Source organism: Lunatimonas salinarum, from assembly GCF_017811155.1.
Lineage (GTDB): Bacteria > Bacteroidota > Bacteroidia > Cytophagales > Cyclobacteriaceae > Lunatimonas > Lunatimonas salinarum.
Genome location: NZ_JACVCV010000003.1, coordinates 1 through 15,561 on the forward strand (window position 1 = coordinate 1; position 15,561 = coordinate 15,561).

General features: G+C 47.1%; 13 protein-coding genes and 1 pseudogene. 3 read left to right on the top strand and 11 right to left on the bottom strand.

What is annotated here, in order from left to right; all coding sequences use genetic code 11:
• A pseudogene (locus tag IAQ59_RS03805) lies at positions 1-263 on the top strand (hypothetical protein); the annotation flags it as partial.
• A 1,979-nt stretch (positions 264-2,242) separates the two neighbouring features.
• Here IAQ59_RS03805 and IAQ59_RS03810 read toward each other — a convergent pair.
• The 11 genes from IAQ59_RS03810 to IAQ59_RS03860 all read right to left on the bottom strand — a co-directional run bounded on the left by IAQ59_RS03810 (position 2,243) and on the right by IAQ59_RS03860 (position 12,818).
• Positions 2,243-2,716 carry a hypothetical protein gene (locus IAQ59_RS03810; protein ID WP_209329468.1) on the bottom strand — a complete coding sequence of 158 codons (474 nt, stop codon included), beginning with the start codon at positions 2,714-2,716 and terminating at the stop codon, positions 2,243-2,245.
• Between the two features lie 82 nt (positions 2,717-2,798).
• Entirely contained in the window at positions 2,799-3,017 is a 219-nt protein-coding gene (locus IAQ59_RS03815; protein WP_209329469.1) for a hypothetical protein, read from the bottom strand.
• Between the two features lie 343 nt (positions 3,018-3,360).
• Positions 3,361-4,125: an ABC transporter ATP-binding protein gene (locus IAQ59_RS03820; RefSeq protein WP_209329470.1), complete on the bottom strand. Its 765-nt coding sequence runs from the start codon at positions 4,123-4,125 to the stop codon at positions 3,361-3,363.
• Positions 4,094-4,690 (bottom strand): hypothetical protein, encoded by a 597-nt coding sequence (locus IAQ59_RS03825; RefSeq protein WP_209329471.1) that lies wholly within the window; start codon positions 4,688-4,690, stop codon positions 4,094-4,096. Before IAQ59_RS03825 ends, IAQ59_RS03820 begins: the two co-directional genes overlap by 32 nt.
• Positions 4,690-5,238 carry a hypothetical protein gene (locus IAQ59_RS03830; protein ID WP_209329472.1) on the bottom strand — a complete coding sequence of 183 codons (549 nt, stop codon included), beginning with the start codon at positions 5,236-5,238 and terminating at the stop codon, positions 4,690-4,692. The genes IAQ59_RS03825 and IAQ59_RS03830 overlap by 1 nt, the downstream gene beginning before the upstream one ends.
• A 904-nt stretch (positions 5,239-6,142) precedes the next feature.
• Positions 6,143-7,399, bottom strand: coding sequence for a metallophosphoesterase (locus IAQ59_RS03835; protein WP_209329473.1), 1,257 nt, complete (start codon positions 7,397-7,399; stop codon positions 6,143-6,145).
• A 58-nt stretch (positions 7,400-7,457) separates the two neighbouring features.
• Positions 7,458-8,324 (bottom strand): transglutaminase family protein, encoded by an 867-nt coding sequence (locus tag IAQ59_RS03840; RefSeq protein WP_209329474.1) that lies wholly within the window; start codon positions 8,322-8,324, stop codon positions 7,458-7,460.
• 15 nt (positions 8,325-8,339) lie between these two features.
• Complete coding sequence (locus IAQ59_RS03845) at positions 8,340-9,080, bottom strand: proteasome-type protease (RefSeq protein ID WP_209329475.1); 741 nt, start codon at positions 9,078-9,080, stop codon at positions 8,340-8,342.
• A complete protein-coding gene (locus IAQ59_RS03850) occupies positions 9,077-10,057 on the bottom strand; it encodes an alpha-E domain-containing protein (protein ID WP_209329476.1) in 981 nt (326 codons plus the stop codon). The genes IAQ59_RS03845 and IAQ59_RS03850 overlap by 4 nt, the downstream gene beginning before the upstream one ends.
• 11 nt (positions 10,058-10,068) lie before the next feature.
• Positions 10,069-11,502, bottom strand: a complete 1,434-nt coding sequence (locus IAQ59_RS03855) for a circularly permuted type 2 ATP-grasp protein (protein ID WP_209329477.1) — start codon at positions 11,500-11,502, stop codon at positions 10,069-10,071.
• Between the two features lie 320 nt (positions 11,503-11,822).
• The gene (locus IAQ59_RS03860) at positions 11,823-12,818 is read right to left on the bottom strand and encodes a polysaccharide deacetylase family protein (protein WP_209329478.1); all 996 of its coding nucleotides are present in this window, start codon (positions 12,816-12,818) and stop codon (positions 11,823-11,825) included.
• Positions 12,819-13,088: 270 nt separating this feature from the next.
• Between IAQ59_RS03860 and IAQ59_RS03865 the strand changes: the two genes are divergently transcribed.
• On the top strand, positions 13,089-14,138 hold the full coding sequence (locus IAQ59_RS03865) for a hypothetical protein (protein ID WP_209329479.1): 1,050 nt from the start codon (positions 13,089-13,091) through the stop codon (positions 14,136-14,138).
• 26 nt (positions 14,139-14,164) lie between these two features.
• The gene (locus tag IAQ59_RS03870) at positions 14,165-15,184 is read left to right on the top strand and encodes a metallophosphoesterase family protein (protein ID WP_209329480.1); all 1,020 of its coding nucleotides are present in this window, start codon (positions 14,165-14,167) and stop codon (positions 15,182-15,184) included.
• Positions 15,185-15,561: the final 377 nt, after the last annotated feature.

Below are 15,561 nucleotides of genomic sequence, written 5' to 3' on the forward strand. Positions count from 1 at the left end.
TGACAAATCTGGAAAAAAAGGACCGCAGAGCCTACGAGCAGAGCCTGAAGCGCTACCGCGACCTGAAAAACGCACTCGACGCAAGTGAGCAGAAAGGGCTGGAGAAAGGGCAGGAAATCGGTGAGCAGAAAAAGCTACGGTCAGGCATCATCAACCTTTACAGAAAAAACATGCCGTTAGACCTGATCGCTGAAGTCATGGAAGTGGATGTCGTCGAGGTGAAGAGGATCCTAAAAGAGGAGGGGTTGATTGCTGAGACCTAAGATTTAAGACGTAAGACTCGCAAATCATTCGACTTTACATTCGGTCCAACCCCAACGGGGTGGCATGATTATAGCCCCGGGTGGCAACCCGGGGACAAAAAAAGCCCCATTGTCCCCGTTTTGGCCGCTTACCCTGTTCATCCTGCTATCCCCCTCCCGCCAAAACCCAAGGATGGTTGAGGTGAGGTATAAGACCTTAGACATAAGACCTTAGACATTAGATATGAGATTCGCGAAAATTAAGATCCTACATCCTTTCCAACACTACGAATCCGGAGCGAGCCTAACCTTACAAACGTAGCCCAATATCTAGCAGCAGGCATACCCGCCTGCCGGCCGGCAGGTATCCACCTATATCGCAAAGCATATATCACTTTGTATAAATCCCGGATATCGGATAATCTATTTCTTTGACCGAGATTTCCGACCATTCCAATACAGTAACCACCCCGCTAGTGCCGTAAACATCACCAACGATATACGCGTTAGCATGGATGCATCGGTACCCGGCGCCAAGAATGCGTACATACTGGCTGCAAGACAAAGAAAGAAATATACAAATAACAAAGTCCGAAACATATCTGAGCTTTAGCGTGAACCCAATGTATTACCGCATCCATACACGGCTGCGGCTGTTGTTGCTACCCATACGCTCCATCCACCGGCAACCGCCCAAAGCGGACCGGTAGTATAGGTAAGAAAAACTACTCCGACTATAGATGCTCACACGCCAACACAATCCATCATCGAGCCGCCTTCCAGGCGCTCCATTGTTTCAATATCTAGCTGTTTCATAATGTTTTTATAGTTTAGGTAATTGATACTCAAAATTAATTTCTCCCACTGAAAAAAAATTTCAGTTAGTATTTTATTTTTCCTACTTCTTTTCTAGACCCAAAGCGAAAGCACTTTTGCAACAAATCGCCCAACGCCGACGAGTGGCATATTTATAGCTCCGATCTGGGTGTCGTTTGTAATTGTACCTACTTATCCCGCCAGTTTGCAATTGGATAAATAAGCTCCTTCTCCCCTGCTACAAGAAGAACGGATCAATCTCGACACCCACTACAATAGGATTGCTTCGGCATGATATCGCAAACTGTTCCTTAATGCACGTACTGATCCAAAATCAATACCATATCCCAATTCCAGCTATATCCAAGCCTCGCAATGACGCTTCTTATTTCGGCCGAGGGCTATATTTCAACAATATATCGGACGCAGGCCATATTTCAACATTATTTCAGCCGAAGGCCAAACAACCATCCGTCTACCAAACTTCCTTTCCGCTTGAAATTGGTTAACTCTCAACTAGAATCCCGGAATGTGCCTTCCAGAATTCCTGAGAAAAACAGATCACTACCTACGGCCAATCAACTATCGGCCGTCCCTACGGGACTTTCACCACTGTCGTACCATCTACATCCGTAGGTTGAAACCTACTGTTAATAGATTGATCGTACCTACGGCACTGGCTTGCAAAAAAAACCAATGAACGATGGCAGCTGTCTGCATCCACACCCATAAAAAGCCAATCCGCTTCATATGCCTGCAAAAAACACTGGGAGTTGCATACCTCCCACCTGCCACAAAGTCCCAAGTCGCACTATCCAGCTCCCGGCGCAAACACAAACTCCGTAGGAAAGGCCAATTTGTAAACCCGTGGAAAAGCCCCTCAACCATCGTCAAAGTGCCAGCGGCACGGACGATATTGCCAGCACGGAGAGATGGGTCCCGCGTCATCCCCTACACGGCGTCGACAGAACACAATTATGAAGGGGAAAAGCATATTTCGGAGATGTTAGACGTTAGATATGAGATGTTAGATTCGCAAAATTTGCGACCCTACTACGTCTCCAAAACCAAAAATCCGAAGCGACCCTACTTTCGGGACCGTAACCCAATATATCGCCGAAGGCATATATCACGAAGTGTATATCGCGAAGCTTATATCCCTTTAAAATATCGCGCAGCACACATCATTTAATTAGGTTAAATAATGGCGGCTCACGCAAAAACCACATCAAAAAGAAATTGAGCACGGAAAACCCAAAAACTGCCACATCTAGCGAAACACTTCGCACCGCACTATATACCGTAAATGGACTATGCCCCTCCCCGTAATCAAACTGTAGTGACCTTATGGATTGCCGTACCCAGAGAGTAATGAAAAATACCGTAAAGATGTAATAGAAACCAATTTCCAACCCATTTCGAAAAAAATAGTACAGACTTATCGCAACCAAGGAAACGAGTGGCCAACTATCCCATTTGGCTATATGCCTAATCCCAAAATAAAAATACGGAACGTGAAACAGCAAAATGGCCAACATCACGGAAGGGAAGAAACCATACCAATCCCCCGCATTGATCGTATCGAAAGGAAGGATCAAAAACACGATCGCTATAACCAATGCAACGCCCCGATAGAGAAAATCGCCTTTAAGTATCATAACTATCAAATTGATGAACTAACCTACTTATTCAAAAAAAGAGGAGGAAGCCATTGCTAGAATGGATTCCCCCATTCCTCATTTAACAATTAATCCGATGATACGTGTCTAGGCCAAATCCCATTGCACCAATCATCGCACCTTGAGAACCAACAGCGAGGGAAATAATTCCTACAAGCGTGAACAATGCAGCTATGCCAACAGCCAAACCTATACCACCTAGGATGTAAGCAGTTTTAGAAACTTCCGCACATCCCCCGCCTTTGAAAGTTTCCATTTCGTCGATTGATAATTCTCTCATAGATTCAACTATTAAATTAAACAATTGAACTGATTAAATAACCACTGATCACAAAAAAACATCTACCCCCAAGTAGCCGTTTGGAAGGAAACCCAAGTGAAAAAGAAACACGGACAGCACCGCAAATGCCCTTAGTCCGTCAATATCATCCCTGTACTGAATGCCAGTCGTAAAAAACCAAAGAAATCACTAGTAGTGCAACATTTTCCTTAAAACTATTACACTCGCAGCCTGTAGAAAACCATTCCGCAAAATACCAATATCGACGTTTTTCATCCCTCTCGACCCCTAGCTTCGACTGCTTTTGGATCCAAAGAGATTAAAAACACCAAAAAATTAGAAGCTAGACCTTGCCAATACCAAAATCTCTTATCAACATCGATGCTTCGAGAAATGATTTTACGCTGCTGCTTTCAGATCGCTCGGGGAACACTTCCCGAGCCTTTAAGACCAGTTCATCCTTGTTCATGGTGAGTGGAATTTCTCCATTTTTTAAGATCGAGAAGACGGTCGCCGTTTCCCAGATAAAATCAAACTGATGTGAGGTGATAAATATACCCACTCCCTCGTCTTTTAGCATCAGTAAGTCTCTCACCAATTGGTTGGCGGCAACGAAATCTAAACCATCTGCAGGTTCATCCAAAATCAAAAAATTGGGTTGACCCACCAGGGCCATGGCTATATACACTCTGCTCTTCATGCCCTTCGAAAGGTTCCGGACAATTTCGCTACCCACAGGGAGTCCAAAATCTTCCATCAAACGCACAATCCTGGGCTCATAATCAGCTTTTACCAATCCCTGCATCCTTGCGACAAACACCAGATTGTCGTAAGCAGATAAATAGGGAAGATAAATTGGCTGTTCGAAAACGTAGCCGATTTTGGCATCCTTTACCTCACCGGATTGACTACCTTTCCCGCAATGTACCAGACTTCCGGTATCCGCACTAACTAGGCCCGAAATGATGTTTATCAGGGTGGATTTCCCGCTACCGTTAATGCCCAAAAGCACATGGATTTCTCCTTGATGAATATCAAGGGTAACTCCTTTCAACACGGATTTTTTGCCGTAGCTCTTAAAGACATCTCTTAGGCTTACTCTCCCCATAGGACAACAAATACAATGTATAAAACCAAACAAATCCAACCGATCCATTCACTAAAAGCAACACAATCAGGTTAGTCGAAGCAAAAATCCATAACATAAAAAACGCTATGGATACGGTAACGAAATATAAAAACACCAAGACAGGCTTTAGGGCCAACCCAATTCGCTGATTCATGATCGCATAATAAAAATATAAATTACCTGCGACCATTGCCAAAAAAACAAGAACACCAAAGATTAGGGGTTGATGGGTTTCCGTCCCGTCCCTGAACTCACTCGATGTAGTGACTAAGCTTAGAAGGTTTACAGCATGCAGTATTACCATCAACATGCAATTACTGGCAAGCAAATAAGGGATTCGGTATCTGAATACTTTTACCAGCCGCACCAAATCCTGCCGTGGCAAAAATGCCGAAACAAACTCTCTTCCCAATAGCAACATTAAAAAGTACACCGCATAATAGTGCCAGTCGAAGATATGAAAAGGCAAGACAAACAGACTGCCCAGCAGCACTTTCCCCAATACCCCTTCATGCCAAAGGATTTTCAACATAAAATAAACCATCACAGCAGTTTTTTCGGGAGGGAGTGTGGATCGACAAATGGGTAGCGCTTATAACTTCTGCGCGCAAGAGCAAATCCGAAAAATAGAAAAACGATACAGCTCAATTGAATAAAATTTACTACCTGATCGAAATTTTGCCACAAGAGACGATCTAAAATCTTCGTAATCTTATACGTCTCAAAATGAAGCAATCCCGACATACCCCCCGATACTGCTCCAAGAACAATCAATACCCAGAGATAAACCACCGTAAACTGCAAAAACCGATTAGATAGTACACCAAACGTGAGCTTTAGTAAAGCAAACATCACATACAACCAACCTAAAAGTAAGAGAAACTGGTTTTCGATATCTATATGCAATACGAGAAAAGCCAACAAAACAAAGAAGGCAGGGCCAAATACCTCTATCAGTGCTAGTAGTACGTATTTTGGGAAAAATCGGACATTCAGGTAAAACAGATGAACAGGATCTATGCCAAAACGGTTGCCAATGCGATAAACCTCCAGAATTAGCAGCAAAAAAGAAAACGCAAATACCTTTTCCAACAGGTGTTGTTGATTGACACTAGCCCATGAAACCCAGCACGCTACTGGCATAAACAGCCACAACCTACTGATTGAAACATTTAATGCAGGAACGTTCCATTTTACCTCATAGAACATTTTCCAATAATAAAAAACAAGATATATCCACCGGGCTTTCATTCTTAACTTCCCTATCAAAGTAAAGTCGCAATCCAAAATATGAGAAAGGAGGTCATTCCATGCGCCCCCGAATAATCAACATCACAAGTTTACTCCCGTACTGGTGAAAAAATATTTCAGTCAACGGACTTTTTTAGATATGAGTAGGGAGAAGTGAGATATTAAAGGCAGGACGGTTAGATATGAGATGTGAGATTTTTAGAAGACGTAAAATTTAAGACGTAAGATTTAAGATTTGCAAATCGTTCGACCCTACATTCGGTCCAGCACCAAAAACCCGTAGCGAAACGCCCCCTGCCCACGTCATTGCGAGGCTTGAAAATATGCTGTAATTGAGATTCGGGATAGGATACAATCGGATTCTTTCAATAGAACGACAAGTAGTCTCAAGCCGAAGCAATCCCCTTGAGGAGACAGTTAGATATGAGACATGAGATTTTTAGAAGACTTAAGACGTTAGACTTAAGACGTTAGACTCGCAAAACGTTCGAGCCTACATTAGGTAACAATCCCCTTAAGCCCTGGTTTGGAGATTGCTTCCCTCCTGCGTCACTCGCAATGACAGGACTAACCGAAGTCCAAACCCCGGAGGGGTGGCATGTTTATAGAAAAACGATCACCATACCAACCCCGTTTGGGCCGTTTAACCTGTTCATCGCGCCATCTCCCTCCCGCCAAAACCCGGGGTAGCTTGTGTTTCAATAAGTGAATACATGAGAGGTTAGACAAGCCGCTATTAGATGGGCTATCCCTTCCGAAGCTCCAACACCGTAATTTCGGGCCAGATGCCGACCCTGCCTGAGAATGCGTGAAACCCAAACCCTCGATTTACATAGAGGTACTTTCCACTATGCTCCGCCAAGCCCGCCCAGTTCGGATACCGGAACTGCGCAGGACTCCACCTTACCAAGGGAGTTTCTATCCCAAACTGCATGCCATGGGTATGTCCACTTAGCGTCAAATGTACCTGCTTCGGATGATTTTTGACCTCCATATCCCAATGAGAAGGATCATGGGAAAGGAGAATCTTAAACTCTTCCGGATTGCAGTCGTTCAATGCCTTTTCCAAGTCTCCCTTGGCATGAAATCCAACACCCCAGTTTTCCACGCCAAGCAAGCGAATCTTCTGCCCCCCCTTTTCCAATACCACACTTTCGTCCAGTAACAGCCGATAGCCCATATCCCGGTGCATTTCCTTTAACCGCTCAAAATTCCTTACTTTCTCCTCCTTTGTGGGCCAAGGAACGTAATCGCCGTAGTCGTGATTTCCTAGAATGGAAAACTGACCGTAAGGCGCTTTGATTTTCGCAAAGCCCGATGCCATCGGTATGATCTCATCTGCTTTGTGATTCACCAAATCTCCGGTAAACACAAAGAGATCCGATTGTTGATCCACTGCCAGATCAATCCCTCGTTGCACAGCCTCGTAATCCGTGAAGCTGCCGGCATGTATATCTGAAAGCTGGGTAATGGTAAATCCATCAAAGGCCACTGGAAGATCTTTAAAATAGATCGTCTGACGGATTACCCGGAAATTATATTTGCCACGGGTGATCCCGTATACAAATCCTGCAAAGGGTATCGTTGCCACTGCAAAGGCAATTTGACTGATGAATTGCCGCCTATCAGGTAGGTAACCACCGGTTCCCTTGGCCTCGCCCCAAAAATAATTCCACCCGCTCGCTAGTACCCGGTAAATGTCCTCCCCAAACAGAAATAAAATCACCGTGAGTTGCGTAACAGTCACCGTTAAAAAGACATTAAGTACTTGCTGGGATTCCCTGCTGATTTCTCCCTCCCGTGAGATGCGAATGAATGTATATAAAAACCACAACGTCACCGCAACCATCAGCAGCCAATAGAATCCAAACAACAGCAGTTTGCCCCGCGTATGATCCCAAAATTGGAACAGGGCCTTGAAACCCTGAAAGGTGTACCAATTTAAAAAACAGCTAAATAGGAATACCGTAGTAATAAAAATGATCGGGCCTAAATTATTCATGGTTTAACCGCTTTGCTGTTTAATAATCGAAAATATCCGAAAAAAGTTTAGACTACGCCTATTTAAGACCTGTTTGCACCAGTTCCACCCGACTGCTGAGGATTGATTCCACCAGCCGATCCCCTCCGACAGATCCGTGTACCGGTAATGTACGGGAAGGGTGATAACCGGTAGCCAACGGAATATAATGATGATCGGTCAGCAATCCCAAATTGGGATCCAAGCCGACCCACCCTGCACCTGGCAGGTAAGCTTCCACCCAAGCATGCAGTTCATGGCCTTCCTCAAGGTCGGGGTTAAAGGCGTAGCCACTGACAAAACGGGAAGCGATACCAAGGTTCCGGAGCATGGCCATCATCATCCAGGCCAAATCCCGGCAGGAACCTTTCTTTTGATGGAATGTGTGCTCCGGGGGCCACACATTTTCTTCGAGTCGTATCAGATGTTCCCAATCGGAGTAAAGCGCGGCATTGAGCGAGCCGATAAACTGTAATGGATCCGCAGACGTCAGGTGGCCGTTTGCAAAAGCAGTCAGTTCGGGGACACCGCTTTGGGTAAGATAGGGGGCTAGCAGCAGACTCTCTTCCGACTCATAACGAAAAGGCACATCTCTACCCATGTCTACCGATTCCAAAAACCGGGAGTCCAAAACAAAGGCATAGGGGTTAAAGGGCCGGCATTCCACTTGTGCATGGAGGATGATCCGAAGCTCCTCAGAGGGGGAACCGAACCAGATAAGAAAATAGGGATTTCCCTCCAAGCTAAACCGCTCGCTGATTCCCAAGGGCTCTGGAAAGACGTCGACCCTGTAGTCACGTAGGGTAAGGTAGTCTCGTTGCAGGGGTTTTAGGTATACTTGATGCGGATTCAGGAACACCGGTGAAGGGTAAGTGTAAATCGTCTCGTGGTATATCCTGATGTCCATCGGGTAGTAAAGCGGCTATTCGCCGTCTTCAATTTCTGCGTGGGAAAAAGCCTTATTTAACCCGTCCGACGGCAATCGATTGATTGCTTCTTTCAGGCAGTTGTTCCAAAATTCGGAGATGTGATTCAATTCGTGTTGCTCAAACCGGTTCTCGATGATATTGTAGCTGTCGTTTTCCAAGATTACCGTATCAATTGGATAGTCTACGTCATTGGCTGAAATCCGGGTAGCATCAAAAGCCAGGAACGCACTTTTCAGGGCGAAATCCAAGGGCTCATCAAATCGCAGGGAACGCCTAAGTACGGGATTGCCAAATCCTGTGTTGCCGATAATCACAAACGGTGTCCCCTGCCGGATCTCGATCCAGTTTCCCTCGGGATATAGCATAAACAGCTTAGGTTCCTTGTCCTCTTCCAACTGCCCGCCGATGATAGAGAACAGGTTAAAAGCCAAACCCGACTCTGCCAAAGAAGCTTTATCCTCTTTGGCAACACGCTTGACCTGATCGGCAAAGCCATTGACAGCCTTATACATCTTGTCGAAGGAGGCATCTTCCTTTTCTATCAGTTCGGCAAAGTAGGTAATGGCCTTGTCCCTCACTGAACGAAGACCAGAGGTCATGATAAAAAAGGAATGCTTCCTCCGGTTTACCGTGTACAATTTTTTCGAGGTGGTGGTATCACTTCCCGAAGTTATTCGCGTATCTGCCAACCCTACGATTCCATACCGGGTTTTGATTCCAATGCAAAATGTCATCCTTGCGTACTCATTTGATTGGCAAAGGTATCCTTTATTTGAAAAAAATTCTCATTGATCCGATCTGAAATAAAATTAGTTTTGATCAGCAGATGCTCCAAGTACTCGTGGAGACCCCGCTGAATAATTTCGGTAACGTCATCATATTCCAGCTTGGAACGTAGCTCTCCAATCGCCTTTTCCGAACTATTGGTGTAGCCTGAACCGTTGGATCCGGTAATTTTCTTGAGACAGGACTCGGCTTCTTTCAGACAATAAAACACCGACCGCGGAAAATACTTGTTGAGCAGTAAAAACTCTACCACACCGGCAGGGTCTATATTTCCATAAAGCCGACGGTAAGTATTGAAAGCGGTAACCGACTTCAAAAGGGCCATCCAGTGAAGAAAATCCAGGGGGGTTCCCACCTCATCGGTAGACGGAAGCAGGATATGGTATTTCACATCCAAGATCCGGGCAGTTTTATCGGCACGCTCCAGAAACTGGCCCAGTTGGCGAAAATACCAGCCTTCCGTCCTGGCTACGGTATTGTCCGCCAATCCGTATAAAAGAAGAATCTGGCACTTGACATTTTCAAAAAAACTGCGGGGATCCTCCTTTGTCCATTCCTTTCTATCCGCTCCCTTTTGCACGAAGTGGTAGGTTTCATTGAGCTTTTCCCACGTTTCCTTGGTAAGATTCTCCCGGATGATCCGGGCATTCTCGCGTGCGTAGGTGACCGATGAAATGAGGGAATTGGGATTATCCTTGTCAAACGCAAGAAAATGAATCACTTCCTTTTTATTAAATGCGGCATGCTTTGACCGGTACAGGGCATCATCGCCGGTGGCCATCACCAGTGGCTCCCACTGCTCCTGTAGGTCTCCCGGTAAGTCCAGCATCAGGTTGAAGTTTACATCTATAAATCGGGCATAGTTCTCGGCTCTTTCCAGATACCTTCCTAGCCAATAAATTGAATCCGCTACTCTACTTAACATGTTGTCGTGGTTTAGTCGTTAAACAATACCCAAGTATCTTTGCTACCTCCACCTTGGGAGCTATTGACTACCAAGGATCCCTTTTTCAAGGCCACTCGGGTAAGCGCACCGGGAATTACCTGAATCTCCTTGCCGTATAAAATATACGGTCGCAAATCCACGTGGCGAGGCTCAATGGTCTTGTTGTCGATGATGGTAGGTACCGTGGAAAGCGAAAGCGTGGGTTGTGCAATGTAATTTTTTGGATTGGCCTTGATTAAATGCCGGAATTTATCATGTTCCTCGCGGGAGGCCTTGGGTCCGATTAGCATGCCATATCCACCGGCGGCATTGGTCTCCTTCACCACCAGCTCAGCGATGTGCTCCAATACATAATTTCTATCCGCTTCTTCCCGACAAAGGTAAGTGGGCACATTGTGTAGAATGGGTTCCTCTCCCAGGTAGTACTTGATAATGCGCGGCACGTAAGCATACACGGCCTTATCATCGGCCACGCCGGTACCGGGCGCATTGGCCAGTGCGATATTTCCCGCCTTATATGCCTCAAACATTCCCGGTACACCCAAAAGCGAATCGGGATTAAAAACCAACGGATCCATAAACACGTCGTCGATCCGTCGGTAAATAACATCGATCTGCTCCAGTCCTTTGGTGGTACGCATATATACTTTTTTGTCCTTTACGACCAGATCCATACCCGACACCAATTCCACCCCCATCTGCTGAGCCAGATAGGAATGCTCAAAATAGGCAGAATTGTAAATTCCCGGAGTAAGCAAACCAATCACAGGCTTGGGCTTATCCGAAAGGTTTTGCAGCATCGATAGTAATTTGGCCGAATAATCCGAAACCGGGCGCACCCCTAACTTGTTAAAAAGACCTGGAAACGCCCGCTTGATGATTTCACGGCTTTCCAACATATACGAAACACCGGAAGGACAGCGTAGATTATCTTCCAAGATAAAGTAATCGCCGGAGTGATCCCGTACCAAGTCAGTACCTGTGATATGACACCATATCCCCTTTGGAGGGGTAAGCCCTTTACAGGCTGGCAGAAAATCTTTACTCCCATAGATCAGGTCTTCCGGCACCGCCTTGTCTTTGATGATCTTGCCCTCATTATAGATATCTTGTAGAAACAGATTGAGGGCTTCTATCCGCTGCTTTAGACCGAGATCCAAGTGGGTCCATTCACTCGCTGATATGATCCGGGGGATGATATCCAAGTGAAGAATTTTCTCCACTCCTTGTTTGTCGTGGTATACATTGAATGTCATACCCATGGCCATCTGCGCCTTGTCTGCCGAAAACTGTAGTCGGGAAAGCTTTTTTTGAGGAGTCCCTTCCAGCAGCTCGTGAAAATCAGCTCCCTGCGGCCGAGGCCTTCCATCCGGGTAGTACATCTCATCATAAAAACCCGGAGGATACGCGTAGTTAAACTTCATAGGGTCAATATTTGGTTGGTAATGGTCATCAAAAAGCAGAAAATGCAAAACGAACACAACATACCAAAACAAAATCGGTTTTTGCCGTCTTTCCTTTTCTGATTAGGCTATCTGGGTGCCAGCCATTTCGTGTATATTACGAGTAGCTATACAGGCTCAACATAGCAAAATAATATCAGAAAACCAACTTCGAAAAATGACAGCCCACTTAAAAGTCTAGCTGAATGTTGTAGAAATAGGGTATAGAAAAAGCGCCCCATCAGGCATATGCCGACTTTGAGCTTGCAAACGGTCAAAAGTCCATCCAATCGCCCTTCAAATCAGCGCCCTTTCCTTCTTTCCATCAACTCCCTCCAGGTGGTCAGGATCACCCCCTCCGATTCGATAAACGCCCTCAACTTCGGATCCATCATGGCCAGCATGTCTCCCTTACGGAGGGACCCACTGGGAGAAATTCGCTCAAAATGCGGCGTCGAGTTCGTCGCATGGGTGATAATCTGCGTTACTCCTGGCTTTAGCGCGTTGATAGCCTCGATAAACTTCTCCGTTTTATATGCCTGAATTTTGCGGTCGTCCCCCTCGATGGCGGGATCGATCTTCCAACTGTAACTGTCCGTGTGCAGATCGTCCAACACGGGCAAACCCGCATCCCACAACATTTTGCCAATGGCCTGCAACTGCTCCAAGCTGAGATTGGAAGCACTGTTTTCCTGCTGTATCCACGTGGCATGACCCCCCGGAAACATCACCGGAATCTGGTACTCCATACCTAGTTGCAAATATTTTTTTAAAAAAGCCTCAGTGGCAAACAATGTCCCCATGTGGGAATCCAGGTGGGTGGGCTGAAAGCCCATCCCGATAAACTTATCTACCTGCGCCTTGATCTCGGTATAGAGTTCCTCGGGATCGCCGTGCCGCACCACCTCCCGAACGGAAGGCCAAAGGTATCCCTGCGGATCTACCAGCGTAGGCGTGGTAGGCTTGCCCGCCACCGGGCCCCAGCGGTACCCTTTCCATTCGGAGGTCAGCGTCAAATGCACACCGGCGTCCACCTGCGGGTTCTCCTTGAGGTAAGCGAAGTAATCCGGTACCCAGGAACAGGGCATCATTATGGAGCAGGAGGTAGAAAGCCCTTGCTCCATGGACAAGATGGTTCCTTCATTGGCTTCATGAGACATCCCCGTATCGTCTACGTGAAAAATAATCACCTTAGCCCCTGCCGGATATCCCAATCGTTCGGCATAGGTCTGGGCCAACAACGGAACGGACAGCAGGAAGAGGAAAGCGCCAAGAACTCCAAGTCGTTTTGTAAGCATAAGACAAGCGGTTTTTTGTTAATCAGTCAGGAATGATACGAATAATTGCGTATTCAGGCTATTAAAACGGACGGATTCTACCAGATACTTTCCTAACTACCACGTTGCAACGCAAAGTTTTGGCTGCCGCCCCCAGAATCGTCGGCTCCATGCATTTGCTTTCTACCACATAAGCGTATAATTTTAAGCTTCGTTAGGCAGCATCTAGGTACCGGCGCATCAAATCCACGCAGATTCAGATCTGCTCTTCAAATAACACAACTTTAGGTAATGGAAAATACAGAAGCTTCTTCGGAAGCCCGAAAAATCAAAGGCATTTTATACCTCCCCGCCACCGCCAAACTCCACCACTTGGAACGCATGGTGGAGGAAATGGTATGCGAAACGGTGTATTACGACATCGAAAAAGTAGACGACGAAAACCTAAACTTCAAATTTCTCCTTCCTCTTGCCAACGAGGCCCGCGAAAAGGAGATTGATTTTGTATTGGGATTTGACAAAACACTGAAGCGGGTGATAATCGGCTACTTAAACCATAAAGGCAAATTCCTGGTGCTCAATGCCCATCAGCAAGCGGCCTTGTTGGTAGATCACTTTCTGACACGCAACTCCGCTGAAAAGGATGCGGCCCGCATGGTAATCAAGGGCACCATCCTATCCCAGCAAATCGACAAAATCATCACCCGAAACGAAGGCGTATACCGGGAAAGCCATGTGGGGTACGACGCACTGCGTCAGGCATTTGAAAAAGAACAAGCCGAGGGCCTTCCTATACTTGCCTGCGACGATCGAAACCACCTATTGCTACACACCGACCCAATCGAAAATGCCGCCAAAATCATCCACTTGGTAGGGGAAATGGTAGAGCGCCTCATTCGGCGGGAGTCCGGCATCTACCTGCACCACGTGGACCTGCAGCTTACTTACAAGTTGTTTGGTGAAAAAACCTTCAACATCTCCTCCGAGGGTCAAAATAAAAAAATCTTTGACCGCTTTCGTACCAAGCCCCCATCTGACAGTATCAATGAAGAGTTGGTATCGATTTCGGACTTTAAAAAGGACGTGTTCCAAAACAAACTGACCGGTCGAAAGGGACAGACCGAACTAGGCCCCGCTGAACTGGTCCAATTGGAGTTTAGCTCCGGCCTTAAAATCAGCGTAGAATTGGCAGATTCGGGCAACAAGCTATTCCTTCACCTGAGTGATTTCATCGACTGCTATAACCGCAACTCCTTTCCCGATGCCCGCAAAAACATCCACGACCGCCTGCTGAAGGTGGTGGTATCCCTCGGAAAGGTAGTCATCAACTTGGGAAATTAACCCCACCAAACATAAATAACCAAGCCATGCAACGACGAGGTTTTATTACACGCATTGCCGGAGGTGCCTTAGGTTTAGGTCTGGGAACCAGAGCTGCCTATGCCCTTGCCCCACACGGCCCGAGGTCCTTCAGGGAAGCCAAACCGATAAAACGCACCGTCAGCATCACCGGTCATCAGGTGACCATCTACGTGGAAGGGCTCAGGGAAGAAGTGAAAATCCTGCACGTCACCGACACCCACCTGTTTCGCGACGACGAGCGCGGCCTGCCATATACCCGCTACAGTGCCCGTATGGCCAAGGCCTACAATCAAACCACCCATTGGCAAAGCGGTGAAGCTACCCATCCCGAAGCGGCCTTTGTCGAAACCCTGGCCCATGCCAAGGAATGGAACGCCGATCTGGTGGGGCTATCTGGCGATATATTCAGCTTTCCCTCAGAGGCGGCAGTGGACTGGGTCATGGAGCGGCTGCAAAGCAGCGGCCTGGACTACCTCTACACCACCGGCAACCACGACTGGCACTACGAGGGCATGGAAGGCAGTATCCACGCACTTCGAGCAGAATGGTCCGAAAAACGCCTCAAGAGACTGTTTCAGGGCAACGACCCACTGATGGCCGTCCGGGAAATCAAAGGCATAACCGTGCTCTCCCTGGATAATTCCACCTACGAAATCACGGCAGAACAACTGGCCTTCTTTCGATCGCAGGTGCAGACCGGCAACCCCCTAATTCTGCTGGTACATATCCCCCTCTACGCACCGGGTCGCTCCGTGGGCTACGGCTGCGGGCATCCCGATTGGGGCTGGGAAGTGGACCGAAACCACGAACTGGAAGGCCGAGTGCGCTGGCCCAAGTCCGGCCACACCCGGGAAACCATGGATTTTCACCGGGAGGTCTTCGGGGCACCCAACCTGCTGGGAGTATTCGCAGGGCACGTACACCGACAGACCGTAGACATGATACAGGGAATCCCCCAATTGGTCACCGCACCCAATGCCACAGGGGCGTTTATCGAACTGAACATCCTTCCGCTTGAAACGTAGCCCGGCAAAGGATAGGTATCCATTCATTGATGAAGTGAAATCTCATTCCTCCAAGTGGAGAAAAATATAAGATTGAATAGGATGAGCGATATTTGTGGGGTTGATCGTCGCACCGATGGTGCTTCCGGGGAGGTGGTCGAATGATTCCATACCCCTGGCAGGGTATGCTAATGCTTATCGCACCGTTGGTGCTTTTGTATATCCGCACCAACCGTGCAAAACCATTCGCATCGGACACCGCTCGCACCCGCCGATTTTGGGAAGTCCCCGCCCAGCGAAGCTATGCCAGTCCCAGTCACTCCGTTGGTGCATATGTATGTCAGCACCAACGGTGCTAAATCATTAGCCTTGGGCAACGCCCAAGGAAACATGGGAAT

Coding starts and splice junctions, on each gene's coding strand:
- IAQ59_RS03810 (WP_209329468.1), bottom strand. CDS start 2,716: ATGATACTTAAAGGCGATTTTCTCTATCGGGGCGTTGCATTGGTTATA.
- IAQ59_RS03815 (WP_209329469.1), bottom strand. CDS start 3,017: ATGAGAGAATTATCAATCGACGAAATGGAAACTTTCAAAGGCGGGGGA.
- IAQ59_RS03820 (WP_209329470.1), bottom strand. CDS start 4,125: ATGGGGAGAGTAAGCCTAAGAGATGTCTTTAAGAGCTACGGCAAAAAA.
- IAQ59_RS03825 (WP_209329471.1), bottom strand. CDS start 4,690: ATGGTTTATTTTATGTTGAAAATCCTTTGGCATGAAGGGGTATTGGGG.
- IAQ59_RS03835 (WP_209329473.1), bottom strand. CDS start 7,399: ATGAATAATTTAGGCCCGATCATTTTTATTACTACGGTATTCCTATTT.
- IAQ59_RS03840 (WP_209329474.1), bottom strand. CDS start 8,324: ATGGACATCAGGATATACCACGAGACGATTTACACTTACCCTTCACCG.
- IAQ59_RS03845 (WP_209329475.1), bottom strand. CDS start 9,080: ATGACATTTTGCATTGGAATCAAAACCCGGTATGGAATCGTAGGGTTG.
- IAQ59_RS03850 (WP_209329476.1), bottom strand. CDS start 10,057: ATGTTAAGTAGAGTAGCGGATTCAATTTATTGGCTAGGAAGGTATCTG.
- IAQ59_RS03855 (WP_209329477.1), bottom strand. CDS start 11,502: ATGAAGTTTAACTACGCGTATCCTCCGGGTTTTTATGATGAGATGTAC.
- IAQ59_RS03860 (WP_209329478.1), bottom strand. CDS start 12,818: ATGCTTACAAAACGACTTGGAGTTCTTGGCGCTTTCCTCTTCCTGCTG.
- IAQ59_RS03865 (WP_209329479.1), top strand. CDS start 13,089: ATGGAAAATACAGAAGCTTCTTCGGAAGCCCGAAAAATCAAAGGCATT.
- IAQ59_RS03870 (WP_209329480.1), top strand. CDS start 14,165: ATGCAACGACGAGGTTTTATTACACGCATTGCCGGAGGTGCCTTAGGT.